Origin of the sequence: Rhodococcus sp. BP22, from assembly GCF_014281965.1 — a bacterium.
In the GTDB taxonomy this organism is placed as follows: Bacteria; Actinomycetota; Actinomycetes; order Mycobacteriales; family Mycobacteriaceae; genus Rhodococcoides.
This window is the reverse complement of sequence record NZ_JACFTB010000004.1, coordinates 335,331-361,215: the sequence shown is the minus strand read 5'-3', so window position 1 is coordinate 361,215 and position 25,885 is coordinate 335,331. Positions and strand designations below refer to the sequence as shown.

Here is a 25,885-nt window from a genome sequence, read left to right as displayed (position 1 = left end):
CTCGTAGCCGATTGCACTGCTCGCCATGGCGGAACTCCTTCGCCGATCATCCGGCCCGAAAAGTCCGGATTTCCTATGATGGGGTTTTCGACTTATGATCGAAAACATGATTCATCGTAGCACCGTCCACGAAGTACTCATCGCGGTGTTCCAGGTTCGGACCTTCACCGCAGGCCAGAGCCCCGAACTCGGAGTCCTGCTCTGGCAGCGTGCACTCGAGCCGGAGTTGGGCTCGTGGTCCCTTCCCGGCGGTGTCCTCGAATCCGACGAGGACCTCCCCTCCTCCGCTCGTCGCCAGCTCGCCGAGAAGGTCGACGTCCGAAAAGTCGCCCACCTCGAACAACTGTCCATCTTCAGCGACCCCGATCGGGTACCCGGAGACCGACGGATCGCCTCGACCTTCCTGGGTCTGGTCCCGATCTCCACGGACCCGAAACTGCCGGAAGACACCGAGTGGCATCCGGTCGCGCGGCTTCCCGAGATGTCCTTCGACCACCGGACCGTCGTTCGCCACGCACGAACCCGATTGGTAGCGAAACTGTCCTATACCAACATCGCATTCGCGCTTGCGCCAGTCGAATTCGCCATGTCCACGTTGCGCGAGATCTACGCCGCTGCCCTCGACTACCAGGTGGATGCGACAAATCTCCAGCGCGTGCTCGGGCGTCGAAAAGTCCTGGAGGCGACGGGCAAGACCTCGCCGTCGGGCAAGGCAGGTGGTCGTCCACCCGCCCTCTACCGGTTCGCCGACGCTTCCTTGCGCGTCACCGACGAGTTCGCCGCTTTACGCCCGCCCAGTTAGGTCAGAAGGTTCGTCGTTCCATAGTGGACCCGGGACCCTGTCCTCGGCGACAGAATTCGCTCTGGGCTCCGGCTCCTCGTCGTCCAGCGTGAATCGAAGATTGTCGTGCGGGTTCATGGCCGCCAGGAGCAGTACGACGAACGAGGTCGCCAGAGCCTGCACGATCAGCACGAGCGGGGATTCCACGCCCACAGCCCGCGCTACGACGGATCCGACGGCGGGATCGTCCGGTCGGGTATGCAGGATTCCGGAGATCCACACCCCGACGCCCAGCGTCGTTGCCGACCCCAGGAAGGAACCGAGCACCAACCCCAGACCCATTGCAGGGCCGCGGCGCTCGGTCCACGTCCAGAATCCGACCGGGAGAAGTACACCTGCGACGAGGGTGATGCACAAGAAGATGGCGACCGAATCGAATCGGTGCAGGCTCTCGCCGGTCAACGGCGCACCCCGTCCGGGTGCGAGAACGACGAGATGTTCCGCCGGGGCCAGAAGTGCCCAACACACGCCTGCGAGAACGCCGACCCCGACAGCAACGGCGACAGTTATGGCCAAGATCCGGAACCGAGGTATCGGTGCCGCGTCCCCGTCGAAGGTGGCGCGGTCCGATTCCATCGTCGATTCCACAGGCCCTATCGCCTTCCCGAGGCCGCGGAGTCGTTCGATCCGTGACGCGAGCACCTCGAGGTCCATCCGTCTGGACGTATCTGCACGACCATGCGCCGACCACACTCTGCGCAGAACCGTGGGGGTTCCAGACCCAGCCGAGCCGCCTCGGTGACGGTCTCGTCAACACCGGGGACCAGAGGCTTTCCCGTGTGCAGGCTGTAGCGCTGATCGGTAGTCACGCCTCCACCTTAGATGGTCGAGTTCAAGGCTTTGATCGGCATCCGAAGCTCGCCGAGGAGGTCCAGATCTTCCTCCGCGGGCCGTCCCAGAGTGGTCAGGTAGTTGCCGACGATCACGGCATTGATGCCGCCGAGAATGCCCTTTTGTGCGCCTAGGTCACCCAAGGTGATCTCGCGCCCACCGGCGAATCGCAGAATCGTCCTCGGCAGAGCCAGTCTGAATGCCGCAACAGCCAGGAGCGCCTCGGACGGTGGTAGTACGTCGAGGTTTCCGAACGGAGTTCCAGGTCGCGGATTGAGGAAGTTCAGTGGCACCTCGTCCGGTTCCAGGGCAGCCAGATCCGCGGTGAACTCCGCTCGCTGCTCCAGCGACTCCCCCATCCCGAGAATCCCTCCGCAACACACCTCCATTCCTGCCGCTCGCACCATTTCCAATGTGCCCCAACGCTCTTCCCACGTATGGGTGGTGACGACCTTCGGAAAGTACGAGCGGGCAGTTTCGAGATTGTGGTTGTAGCGATGAACTCCCATCGCAGAAAGCTGATCGACCTGCTCCTGGGTCAACATGCCGAGCGAGCACGCGATGTCGATGTCGACTTCGTTGCGGATCGCCTCGATGCCTGCTGCCACCTGGGCGAGCAGTCGCTCATCCGGACCACGAACTGCAGCGACGATGCAGAATTCGGTGGCTCCGGACTTGGCCGTCTGTTTGGCAGCCTCCACGAGGGAGGGAATGTCGAGGCGTGCAGCGCGAACCGGCGACTCGAACAGGCCTGATTGCGAGCAGAAATGGCAATCCTCGGGGCATCCGCCGGTCTTGAGACTGATGATCCCTTCGACCTCGACCTCGGGACCACACCAGGCCATTCTCACCTCGTGCGCCAGGGCAAGCGCTTCCTCCAACCGTTCCTCCGGCAACCGAAGGATCTCGAGCACCTGGCTCTGTGTCAGCCCCTCACCGTTCTCGAGCACTTGCGTACGCGCTCTGTCGACAATGTCGGACTGCACAGATATCTGGGTCACGAACTGCTCCTTCGGTCACACGGGCATAATTGAACACCGTTCAAGTTGAACGGTGTTCAGGTTAAGCTGGCGGTCGGATACTGTCAAAGCCGAACCGAAGAACAGGAGTGCCGAGTGCAACTGCGGAGAGCGGACGTCCTCGACGGCGCGATATCGATCCTCGACGAATACGGCCTCGGCGATCTGACGATGCGGCGGTTGGCAACGTCTCTGCACGTTCAACCTGGTGCGCTGTATTGGCACTTCCCCAACAAGCAGACTCTTCTCGGCGCGATCGCCGACCACCTTCTCACTGATGTCGACGCACCCCCGACTCGATCCGGATGGGATGAGCAGGTCCGCGAACTGGCCCATCGCTTACGCGATGCCTTGCTTTCACGCCGAGACGGCGCCGAACTGGTTGCCGCGACCTATGCGTCGCGACTGACTACCAACCGGGTTCGCGAGCGCATCGCCGCAGTCTGCATCCGAGCAGGTTCGAGCCGCAGCGACGCCGAACTCACAGCTGACACGCTGCTGTATTACGTGCTGGGCCAGACTGTCGACGAGCAGTCACGTATGCAGATGGACTCCGTCGGCGCCCTCACCGAAGAAGCGTCCCCGCTGTTCGAAAGTCCCGATTCGACAAGCAGATTCGATTTCGGTCTGGGGCTGTTCATCGACGGAGTCCGGCACAATCTGGGCGCCTCCGCGCGGCTCTAGCCGCCGAAGACGGCACCTAGTCCGGCACTGTTGCCCGCACTCGAGGCAAACGGGTTGTCGTGCACCATGTACGTCCAGGTCGACGTCGGGCGTTGCAGACCCGCATTGTCGAGATCGATTCCCTCGGAAGTGATCTCGGCCGTCTCGAACGTCACCTGAGCTTGTTCCATCGCCTTGTCCGAGACGGTCTTGAACGCCTCGACAGCGATTCGGTGATATTCGTCCAATGGGTTCTCTCGACCGAGTGCGCGCAGGTGGATACTCTCGCGCACATCGGCGAGGTGTGCCAAGTAATCCGACCACGCCCGGTCGAGATGGAACAGCACGATTCGACGGGCTGCAACAACCAATGTGTCCTCCGATACCTCGGCGCGGAGCTCCGAAGCCCGTTCCGGCGCAGCGACAGTCAGAAGGTCCAACGCTTCGGCAGTTGCGAGCAACGTAGTACGCCTCCGATCGAGGATGTCGCGGTGCGCAGCGGTGAGCTGGTTGTACCGCCACGTACGCGAATGCACTTCGAGCATCGTGCCCTCGGCTATCCGCTGCGCATGGTCGATCTTTCCGGCAACACCCGCCGAAGTTATCAGCCCGGTGTCGTCGTGCTTCCTGGGCTGATCCTTGGGTCCGATATTCGCCGTCACGACGTCGTCCTCCCAGCTGGAGAAGAACACCGAACGTCCCGGATCACCCTGGCGGCCTGCGCGGCCACGAAGTTGATTGTCGAGCCTCTCGGTCGTGTGCCGACCGGTTCCTACCACGAGCAGCCCGCCGAGTTCGGCCACTCGGTCCTTGGCGGCTTTCGTGTCGGAACCGGGTCCACCCAGCTTGATATCGGTTCCTCGTCCGGCAATCTGAGTCGACACTGTGACAGCTCCGATCACGCCCGCAGCCGCGATGACGCCGGCTTCCTCGGCGTCGTTCTTCGCGTTCAACACGACGACCGGAACTCCCTGCTTTTGAAGCTGCTCGGCCAGGTCCTCGGATTCCGCAACGTCGTGGGTGCCGATCAGAATCGGTTGTTCTCGCTCGTGAACCTCCTTCACGAAGGCCACCACCGCCGCATTTTTGTTCGAGGCAGTGTCGTAGACACGGTCGGCCTCGTCGATTCGAATGTTCGGCTGGTTGGGCGAAATCAGCGAGACTCCGAGCCCGTAGAACTTCTTGAGCTGTTCGCCGGCGGCGAGCGCAGTACCGGTCATTCCGCACACTGTCGGATATCTACCGATCAGAGCCTGCACGGTGATCGTGTCGAGAATCTCTCCCGTCTCCGTCGGCTTCAGTCCTTCCTTGGTCTCCACCGCTGCTTGCAGACCGTCCGGCCACCGTTGCAACTCCGCAACGCGCCCACGAGATGCATTGATCAACTGGACCTTCCCGTCCCGGACGATGTAATGCACATCGCGCTGGAGAAGGACCTGAGCGTGCAGCGCGACATTGACCGCAACCAAGGTGGTCCCGACATGCTCCTCGGAGTACAGATCGATATCGCCGAGTTCCTTCTCCAACCGGGCAGCGCCCTCGTCGGTGAGAAAGACGTTTCTGCCGTCGGCGTCGGTGTCGAAATCGGTGCTCTTCGCCAAGCCGCGAATTGCCTCGAACACCTTCGACGCCGGCACATCCTTCTGTACCGACCCCGCAAGGACCAAGGGAACGAGTGCTTCGTCGACGAGCACCGAATCGGCCTCGTCTATCAGCGCAACATCAGGAGTGGGCGCTACCAGATCGGCGATGTCGTCGACCAGATGATCACGAAGAACGTCGAATCCGATCTCGTTGACCGAGGCATACGTGACGTCACAGGCATACGCCTTCCGTCGTTCCTCCGGAGTCGAGGATTCGGTGACCGACCCGACTGTCAGACCCAGCATCTCGTACAGCGGTGCCATCCATGCGGCGTCGCGTCGGGCGAGGAAGTCATTGATGGAAATGACATGCACTTTACGGCCGGAGAGCACATATCCGCCTGCCGCGACCGCGCCCGCGAGCGTCTTTCCCTCACCGGTTGCCATCTCGACCACGTCGCCCGCCATCATCCGGACGGCCGCGAGCAACTGAACGTCGAAAGGCCGCAGCTGGACGGCCCGATCACTCGCTTCACGAACGAGCGCCAGGTAGCGCGGAACATCGAGGTCTTCGCTTCTGTCGACGCGCAGCGATGTCGCCGCCGCGGTGAGTTCGGAGTCGGTGAGACCGCGCGCCCAGTCCTGATGTTCGGACGCCAGGTCCACCCGACTTCTGGAGCGAGCTTGACCCTTCTGCGCCGAACGGCCGAGTACTCGCCAGAGTCGATCAGAACCCAATGCCATCTACCAATCCCTACCTACGAAGAAGAATCAACGGTGCCTCGGCACTTCTTTCTCCCAGCCTACTGAAGCGGCAAGCCCTTACCTGATGAGCCGACGGGGACGGGAATTATGCGAAGACACAGTTGTTGATTCAACTGGGTTCTTCAGCGAAGAGAACCGCAGGAAGGACGAGAAGATGTCGCATTCGTACAGCAAGGACGAGCAGTCACTCGATCGGTTGACTCCCGAGCAGTTCCGAGTCACGCAGAAGAACGGCACCGAGCGAGCTTTCGACAACGAATACTGGGATAACCACGAGGCCGGTCTGTACGTGGATGTCGTAACGGGCGAACCGTTGTTCTCATCGGCGGACAAATTCGAATCTCACTCCGGGTGGCCCAGCTTCACCAAGCCCGTCGAGCCGCAGAATGTGGTTGCGAAGCGGGATTTCAGCCACCTGATGGTGCGCACCGAAATACGGTCCGCGACCGGCGATTCTCACCTGGGACACCTTTTCAAAGATGGTCCGAAGGTCGACGGCGGCTTGCGGTACTGCATGAACTCGGCAGCGCTACGGTTCATCCCCCTCGATCGCCTCGAGGCCGAGGGTTACGGTGACTATCGCGCACAGTTCGACAGCATCGAAGATAGTTCAGACGAAGGAGCGCAGAAGTGACCACATCTACCGAGACCGCCATCCTCGCCGGAGGCTGCTTCTGGGGAGCACAAGAACTGATCAGGCATCGGCCGGGCGTTGTCTCGACTCGCGTCGGATACTCCGGAGGTGACGTCGCCAACGCGACCTACCGCAATCACGGAACCCACGCCGAATCCGTGGAAATCGTCTTCGATCCGGAGCAGATCTCCTACCGCGACATCCTGGAGTTCTTCTTTCAGATCCACGACCCTTCCACGAAGAACCGTCAGGGCAACGACGTCGGTGTCAGCTACCGCTCGGCTATTTATTACACGAGCGAGGAGCAGAAACGCGTCGCCCTCGACACGATCGCCGATGTAGACGCGTCGGGTTTGTGGCCGGGCAAGGTCGTCACCGAGGTGGAGCCGGCCGGTCCGTTCTGGGAGGCAGAGCCCGAGCACCAGGACTACCTGCAGAACTACCCGAGTGGCTACACGTGTCACTTCGTTCGTCCCGGCTGGAAGCTTCCACACCGCGAAGCCGCCACCAGCTGACGAGCACCCCTTCACCCGCAGTGGCCCCGAGCTCGAGCTCGGGGCCACTGCGCGTGAAGGGTCGCTACTCGAAATCCCGGTGACGATCCGCTGATTGCTCGTCTGGTGGGGTGGACCAGTATCGTGGGCGCGAACAGGCCTCATCAACGATCAACGACCGAGTACCGCCGAAAAGTCGGAGCATTCAACTTCCCATGCATGTCCAGCCCCAATTTCTCGTCGGCGACGAGAACGAGGCGACGGCTCCACCGCGCCCGACCTCGACCTCCGACGTACGAGTCGATCTCAACGGGCTCCGTGGGATCGCTATCGCCCTCGTCGTCGTCTTCCACATCTGGATGGGACGGGTCTCCGGCGGCGTCGACGTCTTCCTGACGTTGAGCGGCTTCTTCTTCACCGCCTCGCTCATTCGCACTGCGCAATCCGGCGGAAGTATCGATCCCATCACGCGGGTGCGGCGAATTCTGCGCAGGCTCGGCCCCCCGCTGATGGTGGTTCTGGCTGCAGTCGCAGTTGCCACCCTGACTCTTCTGCCCCGCACTCGATGGGCCGACGTTGGCGATCAGCTGGTGTCTGCAGTGTTCTTCTACACGAACTGGGAACTTGCGTGGACGGCACAGGACTACCTGGCAGCCGACCAGAATGTCAGCCCGGTTCAACATCTTTGGTCCGTAGCCGTGCAGTTCCAGTTCTATCTGCTCGCGATCGCCGTCGTCTTCGGACTCGCTTGGATCGTCCGACGTTCCAGGGGTGGGCAGCCGATGAGCCCGCCTGCCGGTCTCTACCTCGTGTTGTTCGCAGGTGCCGCGCTCCTGTCCTTCGTCTACGCCGCCGATGGCACCAGCGAAATGCAGTCGTGGAACTACTACGACACCGGAGCACGCTTGTGGGAAATCTTGGTCGGAGCCGCAATCGCAGCATTGTTCGCGGCCCGACAAGCCCGCGACCGCCCGGCACACCGATGGCGGGACGGGCAGTCGTGGGTCGGTAGGTCCGCACGCACGCTGCTCGCCGTCGCCGGACTGACGGCCATCGTCTTGTGCGGGTTCGTTCTCGACGGCGTCCGGGAGTTCCCCGGCCCGTGGGCGCTGCTGCCAGTCTCGGCGACCGTCGCGCTGATTCTCGCCGGCCCGGCGACCCCCGTCGCGCGCCTGATGAGCACACGGTTCGGGGTGTGGCTGGGCTCGATTGCCTTCCCCCTGTACCTGTGGCACTGGCCGATCCTGATCTTCGCACTGTTCTTGACCGGCGAGCCATCCGCCGGCCCGACTCTGGGTTTGGTCGTCGTCGGCTTGTCGGTACTTCTCGCAATGGCAACAGTTCGGTTGGTCGAAAAGCCCTTGCAAGCGCCGAGACCGTCGATTCCCAAGGTGTTGATCACCGTCGTGGCAACAGCGACGGCAGCGGTCGTGGTCTGTGGTTCGGTCGGATGGAACTATTACATCGACCGCTCCGTCGCTGATCTGCAAGCCGGCGCCATCGTCGATGCATCGACGCATCCGGGCGCACTCGTCCTCACCGACGGCGCACTCGCCGAGGACGCCGAAGTAGTACCCGCATTGTTCTCCGCTCCCGCAGACCTCCCCATCACGACAGTCGAGGGATGCATCGCGGACTTCGATACCCGTGATGTCATCAGCTGCGAGTACGGGAACAAGGAGGCCGAACGGACGATAGCCCTGGCCGGAGGTTCGCACGCCGAACATTGGATCACCGCCCTCGATCAACTGGGACGCGAGAAGGGTTTCCGCGTAGTCACCTATCTGAAGATGGGCTGTCCACTCACCGTCGGAAGCATGCCGATGCTCGGCGACAGCGAATACCCCGGTTGTCTCGACTGGACCGACTCCGTTCTCGGCGAGATCGAGCGAAGCAAACCCGACTACGTCTTCTCCAACTCGACGCGCCCACGCCCCGACGGCCCCGGCGACTTCACCCCGGATTCGTACGTGCAGGTGTGGGCCCAGTTGGCCGATCACGGAGTACCGGTTCTCGGCATCCGCGACAATCCATGGCTCGATCGCGACGGCGTTGCGTACCGAGCGGCCGACTGTTTGGCCGAAGGTGGCACTGCTACCTCGTGCGGAGTGCCCCGCCAGAACGCTTTGTCCCCCCTCGACCCGGCGCTGGCCGCGTCGTTCCGTTACCCAGCCGTACATCTACTCGACCTTTCCAACGCATTGTGCGACGGTCCGGTATGCCGGGTGATCCAGGGGAACGTCCTTGTCTATCGCGACGAGCACCACCTCACCGCAACGTACGTTCGCACTCTGACCACCGAGTTGAGTCGGCAGATTGCGTCGGCCACCGGTTGGTGGTGAGCCGGTTGCACCGGGCCACAGTAAGGTTGATCCATGCCTGAGGACGCTCCCACCGAAACATTCGAGATCGCAGTCTGGCCGGGCTCCGCCTATCCACTGGGAGCAACCTACGACGGTGCGGGTACCAACTTCGCACTCTTCTCCGAGGTCGCCGACGCTGTCGATCTATGCCTGATCGCCGACGACGGCACCGAAACTCGAGTCCGTTTCGAGGAGTCCGACGGCTACGTCTGGCACGGGTATCTGCCCTCGGTGGTACCCGGGCAGAAGTACGGATTCCGCGTTCACGGACCGTGGGATCCGAGCAACGGACACCGGTGCGATCCGAGCAAACTGCTCCTCGACCCGTATGGGAAAGCGTTCGAAGGCGACTTCGACGGTGACCGCTCCTTGTTCTCCTACAGCCTCGACGTCCCCGAACCTACAGCGGAAATTCCCGCGGAACCGGTGGCACCGAGCGCCGGCACAGCCTTCGAAGACGAGACCGATCTCGACGATCCGGACAGCGAAGTAATCGAAGAAGAGCCGATCGCGCACGACGATTCGCCGCGCGAGGACTTCCCGCAATACGACTCCCTCGGTCACACCATGACGAGCGTGGTGATCAACCCGTTCTTCGACTGGCAGTCCGACAGAGCGCCCAAGCGGCCGTACCACGAGACGGTCATCTACGAAGCCCACGTCAAAGGTATGACGGTGGCACATCCCGACATCCCGGAGTCGCTTCGCGGCACGTACGCGGGGCTGGCGCACCCGGCGATCATCGACCATCTGCTGAACCTCGGGATCACCGCGATCGAATTGATGCCGGTCCACCAATTCATGCAGGATCAGACCCTGCTCGATCAAGGTCTACGAAACTACTGGGGCTACAACACCTTCGGATTCCTTGCACCGCACGCCGACTACTCGTCCAATCCCACCGCCGGTGGCGCAGTGACGGAGTTCAAGGCGATGGTTCGGGCGTTCCATGCTGCCGGCATCGAAGTCATTCTCGACGTGGTCTACAACCACACCGCCGAGGGCAATCACATGGGCCCGACCATCAGTTTTCGCGGCATCGACAACGCCGCCTACTACCGTTTGGTCGACGGTGACGAACAGCACTACATGGACTACACCGGCACCGGTAACAGCCTCAACGCCCGGCATCCACACACCCTGCAGCTCATCATGGATTCGCTGCGCTATTGGGTCACCGAGATGCACGTCGACGGTTTCCGATTCGACCTCGCATCGACACTGGCTCGTGAACTCCACGACGTGGACCGTCTGAGCGCGTTCTTCGATCTGGTGCAACAGGATCCGGTCGTCAGTCAGGTCAAATTGATCGCCGAGCCGTGGGATATCGGCGAAGGCGGATATCAGGTCGGAAACTTCCCGGGCTTGTGGACCGAGTGGAACGGCAAGTACCGCGACACCGTGCGCGACTACTGGCGAGGCGAACCCGCCACCCTCGGTGAGTTCGCATCGCGACTGACCGGATCCTCGGACCTGTACGAGGCGACAGGACGCCGCCCCGGGGCGAGCATCAACTTCGTCATCGCGCACGACGGCTTCACGCTCAACGACCTCGTTTCCTACAACGACAAACACAACGAGGCCAACGGCGAAGGCAACAACGACGGTGAGAGTCACAACCGTTCTTGGAACTGCGGCGTCGAGGGCCCGACCGACGACCCCGAGGTTCTCGAACTTCGCAGTCGCCAGGTCCGCAACATCATGGCCACGCTGTTGCTCAGCCAGGGCACGCCGATGATTGCGCACGGCGACGAGCTCGGCCGAACGCAGCAGGGCAACAACAATGTCTACTGCCAGGACTCGGAGTTGGCATGGATGGACTGGTCGCTCGCCGAGACCAATGCCGACCTCATCGAGTTCACCCGCAACGCCATCGCGCTGCGTAACGACCATCCGGTGTTTCGCCGTCGTCGATTCTTCGAGGGTCGACCGATTCGTAGCGGTGAACAGGCTCGCGACATCGCTTGGCTGACGCCTTCGGGCGAGGAGATGACGCCGGAGGACTGGGACAGCGGGTTCGGCAAGAGCCTGACGGTGTTCCTGAACGGCGAGGGCATCCCCGAACCGAATCAGCGAGGTGAACGAGTGGTCGACGACTCGTTCCTGATGTGTTTCAACGCCCATCACGAGGCCATCGAGTTCGTCACACCCGATGGGAACTACGCGAAGGAATGGACTGTCGCACTCGACACTGCCACGCCGACCGGGTTGAGTGAGAATGTCATCGAAGCGGGTACACCGGTCAAGGTGGCCGCCCGGTCGCTCCTCGTTCTACGAAAGACGGACTGACCTATGCCGATCCCGTCCAGCACGTATCGACTTCAACTGCGCGGGGATGGATTCACTCTCGACGACGCCCGAGACCTCGTCGACTACCTCGACGATCTCGGCGTCACCCACGCGTACCTGTCTCCAATCCTGACAGCTACCGAAGGGTCGACGCACGGGTACGACGTCGTGGATCCACAGACGATCTCGTCCGCTCTCGGTGGTCGGGCAGCATTCGAGACGTTTGTGGCCGAGCTTCACTCACGAGGAATGGGTGTGATCGTCGACATCGTGCCCAATCACGTCGGTGTCGAGGACCCACAGCAGAACGCCTGGTGGTGGGATGTTCTCGCTCGCGGCAGAAATTCCGACTACGCCGATTGGTTCGACATCGACTGGCGCAGCGACAACGGCACCGATGGAAAGATCGCCCTCCCGGTACTCGGATCCGAAGAGGACACACGAGAACTGGTGATCGATGTCTCCGGTGAGAAGCCTCTTCTCGCGTACTACGAACACAGGTTTCCCATCGCCGAGGGAACCGAGAACGGTGACGCGGAGCAGGTACACGCCCGTCAGGCCTACCGTTTGGTCAGCTGGAAGTCGGGCCTGGTCGGCTACCGACGATTCTTCTCGGTCAACGGTCTTGCCGGACTTCGCCAAGAAGACTACGACGTATTCACCGCCTCCCACCAGCAGGTGAGCAGCTGGATGTCGGACGGGCTCGTCGACGGGTTGCGAGTCGATCACCCGGACGGCCTCGCCGATCCAGCCGGCTACCTGACCGAACTACGCGAGCTGATCGGGCCGGACCGTTGGCTGGTAGTGGAAAAGATCCTCGCGCGCGGCGAACCCCTGGACGAAACGCTGCCGGTCGACGGAACCACCGGATACGACGCTCTTGCCGATCTCGGCGGGGTGTTCGTCGACCCGGACGGCGCGGAGGCGCTCGGCGAGCTGTCGCGGGTCTACACGGGTGTGGTCAACGATGCGAGATGGCTGCACGAGACCGAGCGGGCATTGAAAATCTCTGTTGCACAAGGCGATCTCGCACCCGAGGTTTCTCGTCTGAGCCGTGCGATCGCGCGCGAGTCTTCAACGGCCATCTCTCACGAAGACATCAGCGCTGCGGTGGTCGCACTGGTGGCTCGGATGCCGTACTACAGATCTGATTACGGCCCTCTCGCCGGCACCGTCGCACGAGTGGTCGGCGAGGTCAGCGCGAACGACCCGGCCCTCGAAGCAGGCCTCGATGCGGTGACAACTGCGCTGATTCGTGGTGCCGAGTCAGCCGTGCGGTTCGAGCAGGTTTGCGGGGCCGTGACAGCCAAAGGCGTCGAGGATTGCCTGTTCTATCGCGCGACGCGGCTCATCTCGCTGCAGGAGGTCGGCGGTGATCCCGCCGAATTCGGTATCAGCCCAGCGCAATTCCATCTCGCGTCCGCGGATCGAGCAGTGCGGTGGCCGGCCGCGATGACGACACTGTCCACACACGACACCAAGCGTGGAGAAGATGTTCGCGCCCGCATCGGCGTGCTTTCGCAGACGCCCGAACTCTGGGCGCGATGCCTGACGGACTGGGAACTGCTCGCGCCGAGCCCGGACGGGGCAACCGGGCTGTTCTTGTGGCAGAACGTCTTCGGTGTGTGGCCTGCTGACGGCACGATCACCGAAGAATTTCGAGCACGGCTTCACGCCTATGCCGAAAAGGCCGTCCGCGAAGCCGGTCTCCGCACCGGATGGAACGACGTCGAGACGATATTCGAATCCTCCGTCCACGATTGGCTCGACTCCATCACTGCGGGGTCGATCGCTGAATCGGTCAGCATGCTGGTCTCGAGGCTCGATCCCCACGGCCGCAACGACGCACTCGGACAGAAGCTTCTGCACCTGGTCGGGCCCGGCGTGCCCGACGTCTACCAAGGCACCGAACTGTGGGACGATTCGCTCGTCGACCCGGACAATCGGCGTCCCGTCGACTACTCGGTGCGTCGTGAACATCTCGCGGACACCGCAATACCCGTCGTCGACGGCAGCGGTTCGGCGAAATTTCATATCGTCCGCACCGCCCTCCGACTCCGCCGTGAGCGGCCCGACAGTTTCGTCGGCGGAACTTACGCGCCCGTCTACGCCGTCGGATCCGCTGCAACGCACGTTCTCGGATTCGCCCGCGGATCGGTACTCGCCGAACCCGATGTGATCGCGCTTGCCACCCGCCATTCGCTGACACTCGCATCACAGGGTTGGGGATCGACAGCGGTGGTACTCCCCGACGGACAGTGGCGCGATCGTCTGACCGATTCCGTGTTCACGGGCGAGATTTCAGCGGAGGTGCTCTTCGCTTCGCTGCCCGTGGCATTGCTGGTACGCGAAAACTGAGGAGCTGCACCCATGATCCACCGTTTCCAAGTGTGGGCACCGACCCCCGAGAAGGTTCGACTGCATCTGGACGGCGACGTCCACGACATGGAGCGCCGATCCGACGGTTGGTGGTTCACCGAAAAGGAAGCTCAGCCGGACAGCCGATACGGGTTCCTTCTCGACGAAGACGACACCGTGATTCCGGATCCCCGTTCGCCGCGTCAACCGGACGGGGTGCACGCTCCTTCGCAGTTGCACAGTGTGGACGAGTCGAAGTGGACCGATTCGACATGGACCGGCCGTCAACTACCCGGTGGCGCACTGTACGAGTTGCACATCGGAACCTTCACTCCCGAAGGCACATTCGACGCGGCAATCGCCAAACTCGACCACCTCGTCGACCTCGGTGTCACCTTCGTCGAGGTGATGCCTGTCAACGGATTCAACGGCACCCACAACTGGGGTTACGACGGTGTGCTCTGGTACACCGTTCACGAGCCGTACGGTGGGCCTGAAGGTTTGCAGCGCTTCGTCGATGCCTGCCACCGACGGGGACTCGGAGTGGTACTCGACGTGGTCTACAACCATTTCGGCCCATCCGGCAACTACCTCGACCGATTCGGACCGTATCTCGCTCAGGGGTCCAATTCGTGGGGCCAGGCGATCAACTACGCCGAGGCCGATTCGGGGCCGGTGCGGCGCTACGCAATCGAGAACGCGCTTCGATGGTTCTCCGAATTCCACATCGACGGTCTCCGCCTCGATGCTGTCCATGCCATCGTCGACCACACTGCCGTCCACCTGCTCGAAGAATTGGTAATGGACACGCGTCGACTGTCGGCTCATCTCGGACGCCCACTGACTTTGATCGCCGAGAGCGACCTCAACGACCCGAGCCTCATCACTGCGCGGTCCGGCGGCGGTTACGGCCTGGATGCTCAGTGGGACGATGACATTCACCATGCCATCCATGCTGCGGTTTCCGGTGAAAGACAGGGCTACTACGGAGATTTCGGTTCGCTGCAGACGTTGGCGACTACCCTCCGCCATGGGTTCTTTCATGCGGGAACGTACTCGAGCTTCCGAGGCCGGACGCATGGCCGTCCCATCGACACCCGCCGAATTCCAGCGAGTTCGTTCGTGACCTACACCACGACCCACGATCAGATCGGCAACCGTGCGATCGGTGATCGACCGGGCTTCTATCTCGAACCCGGCCAGTTGGCAGTCAAGGCTGCACTGGTGTTGGCCTCCCCCTACACACCGATGTTGTTCATGGGCGAAGAGTGGGGCGCGTCGACGCCGTTCCAATTCTTCACTTCACACCCCGAGCCCGAGCTGGGTAAGGCCACTGCCGAGGGCCGCAAAGCGGAGTTCGCCGAGCATGGTTGGGACAGCGCAGACATTCCCGACCCTCAGGACCCGCAGACATTCCAGCGATCGACACTGGACTGGTCCGAACTCGGCACCGGCGAACACGCGCAGCTACTCCGGATCTACCGCGATCTGCTGTCGTTACGGCGTGAACACCCAGAGCTGACCGATCCCTGGCTCGAGAACTTTTCCGTCGACTACGACGAGGACGAGCGCTGGATCGTACTGCACCGCGGATCGCTTCGGTTGGCCTGCAACCTCGCACCGCACGAGGTGACGGTCCCGGTCGGCGGCACCCCTCTCCTGTCTTGGAGTCCGCCGACCTCGGATGAAACAGGTTCGGCCACAACCATTCCCGGTTATTCGTTCACTATCCTCGCAGCCGACGTGCCTGCAGCTAGAAAGTAGTGAGCTACAGCTGAGCCGACCCGTCACGCATGCGTTGTGGTGCCTCGCAGCCGCACGAATACCGCAATCGAAGTGGCAGCCATGACAACAGCGGTAGCCACCGATGCAGCGTGCATGCCACTGATGAATGCCGCGTCAGCGGATTCGGATAGAAGTTCAGCGGCCTGGGCAGGAAGCGTGCGGGCGAGGGCAACCGATCCACCGAGCGTCTCCTGGGCGGACAACGCCTGAACCGGATCGAGCCCGGACACGTCGAGGCCTCCACGGAAGTACGACATGACGACGGTGCCGAGAATCGCGACGCCGAGTGCGATTCCGAGTTCGTACGCTGTTTCCGATACTGCGGACGCGGCACCTGCGCGCTCGGGCTCGACCGCGCTCACGACCAGGTCCGAGGTGAGAGTCAGTGCTGTACCTGCGCCGGCACCGACCAGTACGAATCCGGCGATGAACAATGCAGGGCCGCCATCGGCACGAAGTCCTACCAGCAGAATTGCGCCTACTGCAGCGACGGCCAATCCGGTTCCGAGCACCGTCCCCGGCGACCAGATACGAACCAGGTAGGCCGCTGCCAACGAGGCCACGATGCTCGAGACGGTACCCGGGAGTAAGAGAAGACCGGCCTCGAGCGGGCTGTTGCCCAAGACGAGTTGTAGATATTGAGCACCGAAGAACAGAACTCCGGCAAGTGCGAACACCGACAGGAAGTTGGTGAACACCGCTGTCGAGAATGCCGGCTTCGCGAAGAGACGAAGGTCGATCATCGGAGATTCCAGGGTGCGTTGACGCCTCACGAACGCGACACCTGCAGCGATACCGATGGCTGCAGCAGCGGCGTTGACCGTATCGAAACCATGGGTCGCGGTCTCCTTGATTGCGAAAACCAGAGGAACGAGAGCAGCCAAGGACAACGCCGAGCTCACGAGGTCGAATTTGCCAGGGTTCGGATCCTTCGACTCCGGGATCACCAGCGGGCCCAAAGCGATCAGCAACAGCATGACCGGAATGTTGACGAGGAACACCGATCCCCACCAGAAGTGCTCGAGAAGCCACCCACCCACGAGCGGACCAGCGGCAGCACCACCGCCCGCCATTGCGCCCCACACCGCGATCGCCATGATCCGTTGACGCGAATCGGTGAAGATCGTCCGGATGAGGCCGAGAGTCGCGGGCATCAATGTCGCACCGGATACGCCTTGAAGAACTCGGGCGGCGATGAGCATCTCGGGGCTGACGGAAAAAGCAGCGATGATCGATGCGATACCGAATCCGGCAGCGCCGATGAGCAACAGCCGACGACGTCCGATCCGGTCACCGAGGGTGCCCATCGTAATGAGCAGTCCGGCCAACACGAACGAGTAGACGTCGATGATCCAAAGCAATTGATTGCTGGTCGGCGCGAGGTCGGAGCTGATGAACGGCAGCGCAAGGTCGAGCACTGTGCCGTCGACCGATATCAGAAGCACCGCGAATGCGAGCACCACCAGCCCCAGCCAATCTTTGGTGGTCGCCCGCCGGCCGGCGGCGGACTGCATGCTGAGCATGCTCGACTCGTTCACGAGATTCTCCTCGGTTCGACATTGTTCGACTAGACCGTCCAGACGGTACAGTAGTCCAGGTTAGCAGTTCACCGTCCAGTCGGTACAGTGCTGGATATGTCGTCTGACACACGTGATCGAATACTCGACGCCCTCGAGATGCTGCTACTCGACGAAGGGTCCACGAAAGTGACACTCGAGAGTGTCGCCGCATCGGCCGGGGTCTCGAAGGGCGGATTGCTCTATCACTTCAATACCAAAGACGCGATGATCGCCGCCATGGTCCGCAGACTCGGCGAGCGTTCGGACACACAAAGGGCCGAAGCCGAACGCGGAGGATCCACCGTCGCCCACTGGTATCTGCAGCCACCGGGAACGATCTCCGACAAAGAGACGGCTCTCTACCGTTCGACACTCGCTGTACTGCGCAGCGTCGACGGTAAGCCTGGAGAGATACAACAAGCCGTCATCGACATGATGCGACTCTGGGACGAGAGCCTCCAGGCCGAGATCGACGACCCGGTGCACGCCGAGATCGTGAGACTCGTCGGCGACGGCATCTACCTGGGCGCGCTATTGAATCTGCCGCCGGTGGATCCGACACTGCACCAACAGGTCGTAGAACGGCTACTCGGATCCGATCACGTCAAATAGCGATATGCGGGTGTTCCGGGCTCCAGCTGCTCGACCTGCAGATGAGACGAACGCATACGTTCGAGAAGCGAACTGAGTCCGGACGCGACCCCGAGTTGAATACCGACCAACGCCGCGCCGGTCTCACGATTGTTTCGCTTCACGTACTCGAACAGGGTGATGTCGTCGTCCGGGCCGAGAACGTCGTCGAGAAAACGACGAAGTGCGCCTGGCTCCTGCGGAAAGTCGACGAGGAAGTAGTGCTTGAGTCCGAGGTGCACGAGGGAACGTTCGAGTATTTCGCCGTATCGCGACACATCGTTGTTGCCACCCGAGATCAAGCACACCACGGTACTGCCGGGCGCGACCGAAATCTGATGCAGCGCAGCGACACTCAATGCGCCGGCCGGCTCGGCAATTACACCCTCGTTCTGGTACAGATCGAGCATGGCCGTGCAGATGGCCCCCTCGTCGATCTGCGTGACGAGAAACGGACCGGCTTCGAGGGTTCCCGGCCGAAAAGCAGGCATAGCCATGAGCGGCAACGAAGCATGCGAGACAACCTCGGCACCCAGGTTCTGCAGCGCCGCGTAGGGCACGTCACCGATCCGACGGACTGCGGCGCCGTCGACGAAGGGATCGATCTCCGCCAGCGTCACCGGCCCGCCTGCGACAAGAGCGGCCGTCATCGATGCGGCTCCGGAGGGCTCCACCCCGACCAAGGCGGACGCCGGTGAGCGCTCGCGCAGGTACGTCGAGATGCCTGCGATACAGCCACCACCACCCACCGGCATGACCACGGTGTCCGGAGCAGCACCGAGCTGCTCGATGATCTCGGCTGCGATTGTTCCCTGCCCTGCTACTGTCCGCGCATCGTCGAACGGTGGAACCATCGTTGCGCCTGTTCGCGCGACATCGGCCGCGGCAGAAGCACTGGCAGCATCGAACGTGTCCCCCGTGACGATCAGTTCGACGAACTCGCCACCATGGACGCGGATACGGTCACGCTTCTGTTTGGGAGTGTTGGCAGGAACATAGATCCGGCCGTGCACCTGCATCGAACGGCACGCGAACGCCACACCCTGCGCGTGGTTCCCGGCGCTGGCAGTCACTACCCCGACCGCCAATTCCTCGGGGCTCAGCTGCGCCATCAGATTGTAGGCACCACGAATCTTGTACGAGCGAACGATCTGCAGGTCCTCGCGCTTGAGATACACCTGCGCACCGGTAACAGCAGAGAGTCGCTCGCAGTATTGCAACGGCGTCGCGGACACCACGCCCGAAATTCGTCGCGCAGCCGTGTCGATATCGTCCGCAGTGACTGCGAACGTGTGACTGGCAGATACGACTACATCAGACGAGTTGGACACTCGTCCATGCTGCCACCAGCACAGTTCCCGATTCGAACCGGGCATACATTGCGCTACCGAAGACCTGCTGCGGCCGACCCCGATCGCCTCGGGGTCGGCCGCAGCCTGTGGCTTACAGAGCCGTGGCGACCTTCCAGGCAGTATGAATCGCACCCTCGATGTAATCGACCGAGACCGCGTCACCCACAACCTGCACATCGGCAACCACACCCGCCAGCGCTTCGGCGAGCGGTGCCTGCGCCGAGACACCCGAAGCGACGACGACCATGGCGGCCGGCGCGGTCAACGTCTCGTCGCCGACTCGGAACTCGACGTGGTCCTTGGTGATTCGCTGAACCGTCGCGTTGCGATGGATCACCACACCGTGCTCCTTCGCATGGCGAACCGCAGTCCAGCGACGCGGCATCGCCATCGGCACACCGAGCTGCTGGCCTTCTTCGAGCAACGTCACATTCCGTCCACGCTCGGCCAAGAACTCCGCGAGCTCGAGCCCCACGAGCGAGCCACCGACCACTACGACGTTCTTGCCCATCGGCAGGAACTTGCGTGTCACGGCGCGGATGAGAGCAGGTCGCTTGGTGATGCCGGACAACTTACCCAGCTTGGCCATCGTCCGCAGGAACGGCGGCACCTGGGAAGTGTCACCGGCACCGGTCATCAAGGCACGCAACGTATCACCGGTATGCACGTGTGGGAGATCGCCACCGGGAACGGAGGGCCGCTCACGCACAGCACCGGTGGCAACGACGACCACGTCGGCGTCGAGCGCCTTGATGGAAGAGACCGTCGCCTCGGTGTTCAACCGGATATCGACGCCCAGCCGCGAGGTCTCCGATTCGAGCCACTTCAGTAGACGCCCGTTGTCCGGGGTCGTGAGGCTGGAGAACCACAGCGTGCCGCCGAGCCGATCGGCCTTGTCCACGACCGTAACTCGATGTCCACGCTCAGTTGCGACACGGGCGACTTCGAGTCCACCGGGACCTGCCCCGACCACGACCACATGCTTCGGGGTGGCGGTGCGCACCAACGGAAGCAGTGTTTCGTCACCGAGAGCCGGGTTGACCGCACACAGCGGCGTGTCATCCCAGAAGTTTTCCTGAACGCACACATAGCAATTGATGCACGGGCGGACACGTTCGGGCGTTCCGGCCGCGAGCTTGTTCACCAAATCCGGATCAGCGAGCAACTGGCGACCCATCGCCGCAAAATCTGCCTTACCTTCGGCGATTGCCTTCTCGCCGACCTCAGGCAGCACCCGGCCGACCGTGATCACCGGGATGGATACAGCATTCTTGACCTCGCCTGCCAGTTCGACATAGGCACCGACCTTGTCGGGCAGCGGGCCGTCGGTAAAGTTCGAGAAGGCGTTGCGGCCCCAACCGGTGACATGGATGGCGTCGGCGCCGGCAGCCTCGAACAGCTTCGACGCAGCTACAGCTTCCTCGGTGGTCAAACCGTCGTCTTCACCGAACTCCCGTCCTGCGACGCGAATCAGGATCGCCAACGAATCGCCGACCTCCGCCCTTACCGCGCGGATGACCTCGACCGCCAACCGTGCCCGATTCTCGAGCGAACCGCCGTATCCATCGGTGCGCTTGTTGTCTGCCCGGCTCAGGAATCCGCCGAGGACATAGCCGTGCGCGCAATGAATCTCGACGGCGTCGCCGCCCGCCGCCTTCACACGACCCGCGGCCTCTGCGAAGCAGCGCACCAGCCAGTCGATGTCGTCCTGGGTGGCCTCGTGGTAAGTGGGCGCCTTGCCACCGGAGACCGCCGCCATCCTCTGTAGCTCTGCGGGGGTGTTGTCCGCCAGAGCGGACATGTCGCGGGGCGCCTCAGGCGTCGACGGGACCAACATCGGGCGGTCGTTGATCGTGTCGATCCGCGCGATCCGGCCGTGGTGCGTCATCTGGACACACAGCTTGCTTCCGGTGTCGTGCACGGCGTCGGCGAGGGCCTTGAGGCCTGGGATGAACCGATCTTCGGACAGGCCGGGTTCCTTGGTACTGGCACATCCCACCGGGTAGGCGACAGCGCAGCACCCGGTGATGATCAGCCCTGTGCCACCGGCAGAGCGAGCGACGAAGTGGTCGATGTCGCCCTTTTCGATTTCACCGTCTTCGCAGAGGTTCATGTCCATTGCCGGAAGAACGACGCGGTTCGGAACGGTCATAGGACCGATGGTCCCGGAGGCGAGAAGGTGCGGGAAGGTTTGGTTGCGGTTCACAAATAGACGATACGTCGTCTCGCACCGTGAGAACGACGCGTTCCCGATGACCGAGACCTGCTAGGGTGTGACCCTCGAGACACCGGCAGTCGCGTTGGGAGCGAGTTCACCCCAGACGCCTCTCAGGCCTTACTCAGTACCTGTCAGGCCTTACTCAAAACGAAGACCGGTATTTCGCGATCTGTCTTCTTCTGGTAATCCGCGTAGTCGGGGTACGCGGCAACAGCGCGTTCCCACCACACCGCTTTATCCTCGCCGGTGACTTCCCGCGCTAAGTAGTCGGCCTTGTCCGTACCGTCCTGCAATTCGACATTCGGATTCGCCACCACGTTGTAGTACCAAACCGGATGCTTCGGAGCTCCGCCCAGTGACGCAACGACGGCGTACTCACCGTCGTGCTCGACCCTCATCAACGGTGTTTTACGGAGCTTGCCCGTCTTGTTCCCCTTGGTGGTCAGCAGAACTACCGGCATTCCATTCATGGATGTGCCTTGCGTGCCCCCCGATTCCTCGACAAGTTCGGCCTGCTTACGGGCCCAGTCGGAGGTGCTCGGTTCGTATTCCCCTGTCAACGGCATGGCGTCCAGTCAACACCTACTCGGGCCCCCATGCCACCAGTGCCGACTTTCTTCCCGGTTGCGCGATGACAGGGAATACCCGACACCGAAGTTCGGTAGCCCGAAACCTTGGGTACGTATAACCTGAACAAGAATGCGCTACCTCCGATTGGAGCAACGAGATGTCACACGCCGAGACGACAGCCGGTACGCGCACGCGCTTGCGCACTGTGGATATCGCCGGCACACCGTGGCCGGTGTACAAGCTCGAAGCTCTAGCTGTAGGCGTTCTGGTGTTCCTCGGCGCACTAACACTGACTACTTCCCTGCAGGTAGCCGTGCTCGGCAGCGCATGCGTCACGGTCCTCGCCTGGTGGTCCCTGAGGCTCGCAGAAGCGGTCAGCCTGCCAAGCAGCCAGGACCGAACAGTGCCTTCAAATCACCCATCAACGCCGACGTCGGGGTAACCCGCAGACTGTCGTCGAGCTTCATTGCGGTCACCTTGTCTCCGCTGACCAGACGCAGATGCACATCCGAAGTACCCGGGTGAGACATCAATATCTTCTTCAGTGCACCGACTTTGTCCGCCGTGCACTGACGGGTCGGAAGACTGACGGCCAATGGCTTCGCAACTCCGACAGCCGAGAGGTCCGGTACCGCGAGATCGTTGGCGATCAGTGAAATCCGATCGTCACGCACCGACACTCGACCCTTGACCAGCACCACGGAATCTTCGGTCACATCTGCGCCGAAGACCGAATACGCCTGTGGGAAGAACAGCACCTCGATGCCGCCGACGAGGTCTTCCAGTTGCGCCGATGCCCAGGTAAGGCCGTTCTTGTTGACGCGCCGGTTGACCGAGGCGAGAATTCCGCCGATGGTGACCTGAGTGCCGTCCTTGACATCGCCTTCGAGAATCGCCGGAATGTTGGTGTCCGACTGCGCATTCAACATGTGCTCAACACCCAACAGCGGGTGACCGGACACATACAGACCGAGCATTTCTCGTTCGAGTGCCAGCCGATGCTTCGAATCCCACTCCTCGTCCGGAACACGCACATTGAACACCGCCGAGATCGACTCGTCGGCGTCCTCGCCGCCGAAGAGATCGAACTGCCCGATCGCCTCGGCCTTCTTGGTACCCATCACCGCATCGATAGCGTCGGCGTGAATGAGCATCAACCCTTTTCGAGGGTGGTCCAGTGAATCGAAGGCGCCCGCCTTGATGAGCGACTCGGTGACCTTCTTGCTACATGCAACCGCATCGATCTTCTGGAGATAATCGGAGAAATCGGTGTACTTCGACTTCTCCGACCTCGCACGAAGAATGGAGGCCACGACGTTGGTGCCGACGTTACGCACTGCGCCGAGACCGAAACGAATGTCCGTGCCGACGGAGGCGAAGTTGAGTTCGGATTCGTTGACGTCCGGCGGCAATACGGTGATACCGAGCTTGCGGCAGTCGGCCAGATACAGCGCTGCCTTGTCCTTGTCGTCGCCGACACTGGTAAGAAGCCCTGCCATGTATTCGGCGGGGTAGTTCGCCTTCAGATACGCCGTCCAGTAGGACACCAGACCGTAACCGGCGGAGTGCGACTTGTTGAACGCGTATCCGGCGAACGGCAGAACCGTATCCCACAGCGCCTTGATAGCTGCCTCGGAAAAACTGTTGTCCAGCATGCCCTGCCGGAAACCGGCATACGCCTTCTCCAGCTCCGAAAGTTTCTTCTTACCCATCGCCCGACGCAGCAGGTCGGCCTGGCCGAGCGAGTACCCGGCCACCTTCTGCGCCAACTGCATGATCTGCTCCTGGTACACGACCAGTCCGTAGGTCTCGCCGAGAATCACTTTGAGTGGTTCTTCGAGTTCGGCGTGGATGGGCTTGACCTCTTGTCGACCATTCTTACGATCTGCGTAATCGTTGTGCGAGTTCATACCCATCGGGCCCGGGCGGTACAACGCGAGAACTGCGACGATGTCCTCGAATCCGGTGGGCTGCATGCGTCGGAGCAGGTCTCGCATTGCACTGCCGTCGAGCTGGAACACACCGAGAGTGTCACCGCGCGAAAGCAATTCGAACGTCGCCGGATCATCGAGCGGTAACGCATCGAGATCGATGTCGATACCCCTGTTGGCCTTGATGTTCTCGATTGCATCACCGATGACGGTGAGGTTTCGCAGGCCGAGGAAGTCCATCTTGAGCAGGCCGATCGCCTCACACGACGGGTAGTCCCAGCCGGTGATGATCGCGCCGTCCTGCGCACGCTTCCAGACCGGGATCGCGTCGGTGAGCGGCTCGGAGGACATGATCACCGCGCAGGCGTGCACGCCGGCGTTACGGATCAGCCCTTCGAGACCCTTGGCCGTTTTGTAGATCGTCGCGACGTCGGGATTGGAATCGATCAGTGCACGGACTTCGGTGGCTTCCTTGTATCGCTCGTGCGCCGGATCGGTGATTCCGGCAACCGAGATGTCCTTGGCCATGATGGGAGGTGGAAGCGCCTTGGTGATCTGATCGGCGATACCGAACCCTGGCTGCCCGAACTGAACACGCGCGGCATCCTTGATCGCGGCCTTCGTCTTGATGGTTCCGAAGGTGATGACCTGAGCGACGCGGTCGCTGCCCCACTTCTCGGTTGCATAGCGGACCATCTCACCGCGCCGGCGATCATCGAAGTCGATATCGATATCGGGCATCGACACGCGCTCAGGGTTCAGGAACCGCTCGAACAACAGTCCGTGCGGAAGCGGATCGATATTGGTGATACCCATCGAGTACGCCACGAGCGAGCCTGCAGCCGAGCCACGGCCGGGCCCTACTCGGATGCCGACGGCCTTTGCGTGGTTGATGAGGTCTCCGACGACGAGGAAGTACGCGGGGAACCCCATTTCGAGGATGACGCCGATCTCGTATTCGGCCCGGGCGAGGTATTCCTCGGTCGGGCCGTCAGGGAAACGACGGTCCAGCCCGGTCATGACCTCGTGCCGAAGCCACGTTCCCTGGGTGTGTCCTTCGGGGACAGGGAAGATCGGCATACGGTCACGGTGCGCCCACACGTCGTCGTAAGGCTGGACGCGCTCGGCAATGGCAAGCGTGCTGTCGCAGGCGCCAGGAACCTGGTCGTCCCATAGTTCGCGCATCTCTGCCGCAGACTTGAGGTAGTAACCGTCGCCGTCGAACTTGAAGCGGGTGGGATCGCTGAGAGTCTTGCCCGTCTGAATGCACAGCAGCGCCTCGTGATTGACCGCTGCATCTTTCGTGACGTAATGGCAGTCGTTCGTGGCGAGTGGCGGGATCGAGAGCTTCTTGCTGATCTCGAGCAGACCTTCACGGACTCGGCGCTCGATCGACAACCCGTGGTCCATCAACTCGACGAAGAAGTTCTCCGGGCCCCAGATTTCCTGCCACTTGGCGGCAGCCTCCATCGCCTCGCGGTCCTGACCGAGCCGAAGTCGCGTCTGTACCTCACCCGACGGGCACCCGGTGGTGGCGATGATGCCTTCTGCATGTGTGGCGATGAGCTCTTCGTCCATCCGTGCCCACTTGCCCAATTGGCCCTCGATGGATGCCAGCGAGGACAACTTGAACAGGTTGCGCAGACCGGTGGCATTCTCGGCGACCATCGTCATGTGGGTGTACGCGCCACTGCCGGACACGTCGTCGGACTTCTGACTACGGTCGCCCCAGAGCACACGCTTCTTGTTGAATCTCGACTCGGGCGCGACATACGCCTCGATGCCGATGATCGGCTTGATGCCCGCCTTCTTGGCCTCGTTGTAGAACTCGCTCGCGCCGTACATGTTGCCGTGGTCGGTCATCCCAACCGCGGTCATCCCCAAGCGTCCGGCCTCGGCGAACATCGGCGCGATCTTCGCGGCCCCGTCGAGCATCGAGTACTCGGTGTGGTTATGCAGATGAACGAACGAGTCAGCCACGAACATGTCTCCTGAAGGTC

General features: G+C 62.1%; 17 protein-coding genes. 9 read left to right on the top strand and 8 right to left on the bottom strand.

Translation table 11 applies throughout. The features are described from left to right. The first annotated feature begins 106 nt into the window (after positions 1-106). Positions 107-802, top strand: coding sequence for an NUDIX domain-containing protein (locus tag H2510_RS11265; protein ID WP_088945878.1), 696 nt, complete (start codon positions 107-109; stop codon positions 800-802). Here the strand turns inward: H2510_RS11265 and H2510_RS11260 are convergent. After that, the gene (locus H2510_RS11260; protein ID WP_186628387.1) at positions 785-1,417 is read right to left on the bottom strand and encodes a DUF2567 domain-containing protein; all 633 of its coding nucleotides are present in this window, start codon (positions 1,415-1,417) and stop codon (positions 785-787) included. The two genes, H2510_RS11265 and H2510_RS11260, sit on opposite strands and share 18 nt — an antisense overlap. A 242-nt stretch (positions 1,418-1,659) precedes the next feature. Next, entirely contained in the window at positions 1,660-2,673 is a 1,014-nt protein-coding gene (gene bioB, locus H2510_RS11255; protein ID WP_186628386.1) for a biotin synthase BioB, read from the bottom strand. A 114-nt stretch (positions 2,674-2,787) separates the two neighbouring features. Between bioB and H2510_RS11250 the strand changes: the two genes are divergently transcribed. Continuing rightward, entirely contained in the window at positions 2,788-3,375 is a 588-nt protein-coding gene (locus H2510_RS11250; protein ID WP_186628385.1) for a TetR/AcrR family transcriptional regulator C-terminal domain-containing protein, read from the top strand. On the opposite strand, the gene secA2 is transcribed toward H2510_RS11250, so the two are convergent. Further along, complete coding sequence (secA2, locus tag H2510_RS11245; protein ID WP_186628384.1) at positions 3,372-5,681, bottom strand: accessory Sec system translocase SecA2; 2,310 nt, start codon at positions 5,679-5,681, stop codon at positions 3,372-3,374. The genes H2510_RS11250 and secA2 overlap by 4 nt on opposite strands. A 175-nt stretch (positions 5,682-5,856) precedes the next feature. Between secA2 and msrB the strand changes: the two genes are divergently transcribed. From msrB to treZ, 6 genes are all read left to right on the top strand, one after another. After that, on the top strand, positions 5,857-6,336 hold the full coding sequence (gene msrB / locus H2510_RS11240; RefSeq protein ID WP_186628383.1) for a peptide-methionine (R)-S-oxide reductase MsrB: 480 nt from the start codon (positions 5,857-5,859) through the stop codon (positions 6,334-6,336). Then, entirely contained in the window at positions 6,333-6,851 is a 519-nt protein-coding gene (gene msrA / locus H2510_RS11235) for a peptide-methionine (S)-S-oxide reductase MsrA (RefSeq protein ID WP_186628382.1), read from the top strand. Before msrB ends, msrA begins: the two co-directional genes overlap by 4 nt. Positions 6,852-7,045: 194 nt before the next feature. Beyond that, positions 7,046-9,172 (top strand): acyltransferase family protein, encoded by a 2,127-nt coding sequence (locus H2510_RS11230; protein WP_186628381.1) that lies wholly within the window; start codon positions 7,046-7,048, stop codon positions 9,170-9,172. A 33-nt stretch (positions 9,173-9,205) separates the two neighbouring features. Beyond that, positions 9,206-11,482 carry a glycogen debranching protein GlgX gene (glgX, locus tag H2510_RS11225; protein WP_186628380.1) on the top strand — a complete coding sequence of 759 codons (2,277 nt, stop codon included), beginning with the start codon at positions 9,206-9,208 and terminating at the stop codon, positions 11,480-11,482. A 3-nt stretch (positions 11,483-11,485) separates the two neighbouring features. Then, positions 11,486-13,840, top strand: coding sequence for a malto-oligosyltrehalose synthase (gene treY, locus H2510_RS11220; RefSeq protein ID WP_186628379.1), 2,355 nt, complete (start codon positions 11,486-11,488; stop codon positions 13,838-13,840). Between the two features lie 15 nt (positions 13,841-13,855). Next, a complete protein-coding gene (gene treZ / locus H2510_RS11215; RefSeq protein ID WP_186628508.1) occupies positions 13,856-15,604 on the top strand; it encodes a malto-oligosyltrehalose trehalohydrolase in 1,749 nt (582 codons plus the stop codon). A gap of 23 nt (positions 15,605-15,627) precedes the next feature. On the opposite strand, the gene H2510_RS11210 is transcribed toward treZ, so the two are convergent. After that, positions 15,628-17,148: an MFS transporter gene (locus H2510_RS11210; protein ID WP_186628507.1), complete on the bottom strand. Its 1,521-nt coding sequence runs from the start codon at positions 17,146-17,148 to the stop codon at positions 15,628-15,630. 111 nt (positions 17,149-17,259) lie between these two features. On the opposite strand from H2510_RS11210, the gene H2510_RS11205 reads away from it, so the two are divergent. After that, on the top strand, positions 17,260-17,796 hold the full coding sequence (locus tag H2510_RS11205; protein ID WP_186628378.1) for a TetR/AcrR family transcriptional regulator: 537 nt from the start codon (positions 17,260-17,262) through the stop codon (positions 17,794-17,796). Here H2510_RS11205 and ilvA read toward each other — a convergent pair. The 4 genes from ilvA to dnaE all read right to left on the bottom strand — a co-directional run bounded on the left by ilvA (position 17,784) and on the right by dnaE (position 25,865). Then, entirely contained in the window at positions 17,784-19,145 is a 1,362-nt protein-coding gene (ilvA, locus tag H2510_RS11200) for a threonine ammonia-lyase IlvA (RefSeq protein ID WP_315901331.1), read from the bottom strand. The genes H2510_RS11205 and ilvA overlap by 13 nt on opposite strands. Positions 19,146-19,257: 112 nt before the next feature. Further along, complete coding sequence (locus H2510_RS11195; protein WP_186628506.1) at positions 19,258-21,318, bottom strand: FAD-dependent oxidoreductase; 2,061 nt, start codon at positions 21,316-21,318, stop codon at positions 19,258-19,260. A 197-nt stretch (positions 21,319-21,515) separates the two neighbouring features. After that, the gene (locus tag H2510_RS11190) at positions 21,516-21,950 is read right to left on the bottom strand and encodes a nitroreductase family deazaflavin-dependent oxidoreductase (RefSeq protein ID WP_186628376.1); all 435 of its coding nucleotides are present in this window, start codon (positions 21,948-21,950) and stop codon (positions 21,516-21,518) included. 378 nt (positions 21,951-22,328) lie between these two features. Beyond that, complete coding sequence (gene dnaE / locus H2510_RS11185) at positions 22,329-25,865, bottom strand: DNA polymerase III subunit alpha (RefSeq protein ID WP_186628375.1); 3,537 nt, start codon at positions 25,863-25,865, stop codon at positions 22,329-22,331. Positions 25,866-25,885 lie beyond the last annotated feature (20 nt).

Bases quoted from the DNA above. Each gene is read 5' to 3' on its own strand.
- H2510_RS11265 (WP_088945878.1), top strand. From the start codon at position 107: ATGATTCATCGTAGCACCGTCCACGAAGTACTCATCGCGGTGTTCCAG.
- msrB (WP_186628383.1), top strand. From the start codon at position 5,857: ATGTCGCATTCGTACAGCAAGGACGAGCAGTCACTCGATCGGTTGACT.
- H2510_RS11210 (WP_186628507.1), bottom strand. From the start codon at position 17,148: ATGCTCAGCATGCAGTCCGCCGCCGGCCGGCGGGCGACCACCAAAGAT.
- H2510_RS11230 (WP_186628381.1), top strand. From the start codon at position 7,046: ATGCATGTCCAGCCCCAATTTCTCGTCGGCGACGAGAACGAGGCGACG.
- treY (WP_186628379.1), top strand. From the start codon at position 11,486: ATGCCGATCCCGTCCAGCACGTATCGACTTCAACTGCGCGGGGATGGA.
- H2510_RS11260 (WP_186628387.1), bottom strand. From the start codon at position 1,417: ATGGAATCGGACCGCGCCACCTTCGACGGGGACGCGGCACCGATACCT.
- H2510_RS11195 (WP_186628506.1), bottom strand. From the start codon at position 21,318: ATGACCGTTCCGAACCGCGTCGTTCTTCCGGCAATGGACATGAACCTC.
- secA2 (WP_186628384.1), bottom strand. From the start codon at position 5,681: ATGGCATTGGGTTCTGATCGACTCTGGCGAGTACTCGGCCGTTCGGCG.
- glgX (WP_186628380.1), top strand. From the start codon at position 9,206: ATGCCTGAGGACGCTCCCACCGAAACATTCGAGATCGCAGTCTGGCCG.
- H2510_RS11205 (WP_186628378.1), top strand. From the start codon at position 17,260: ATGTCGTCTGACACACGTGATCGAATACTCGACGCCCTCGAGATGCTG.
- H2510_RS11190 (WP_186628376.1), bottom strand. From the start codon at position 21,950: ATGCCGTTGACAGGGGAATACGAACCGAGCACCTCCGACTGGGCCCGT.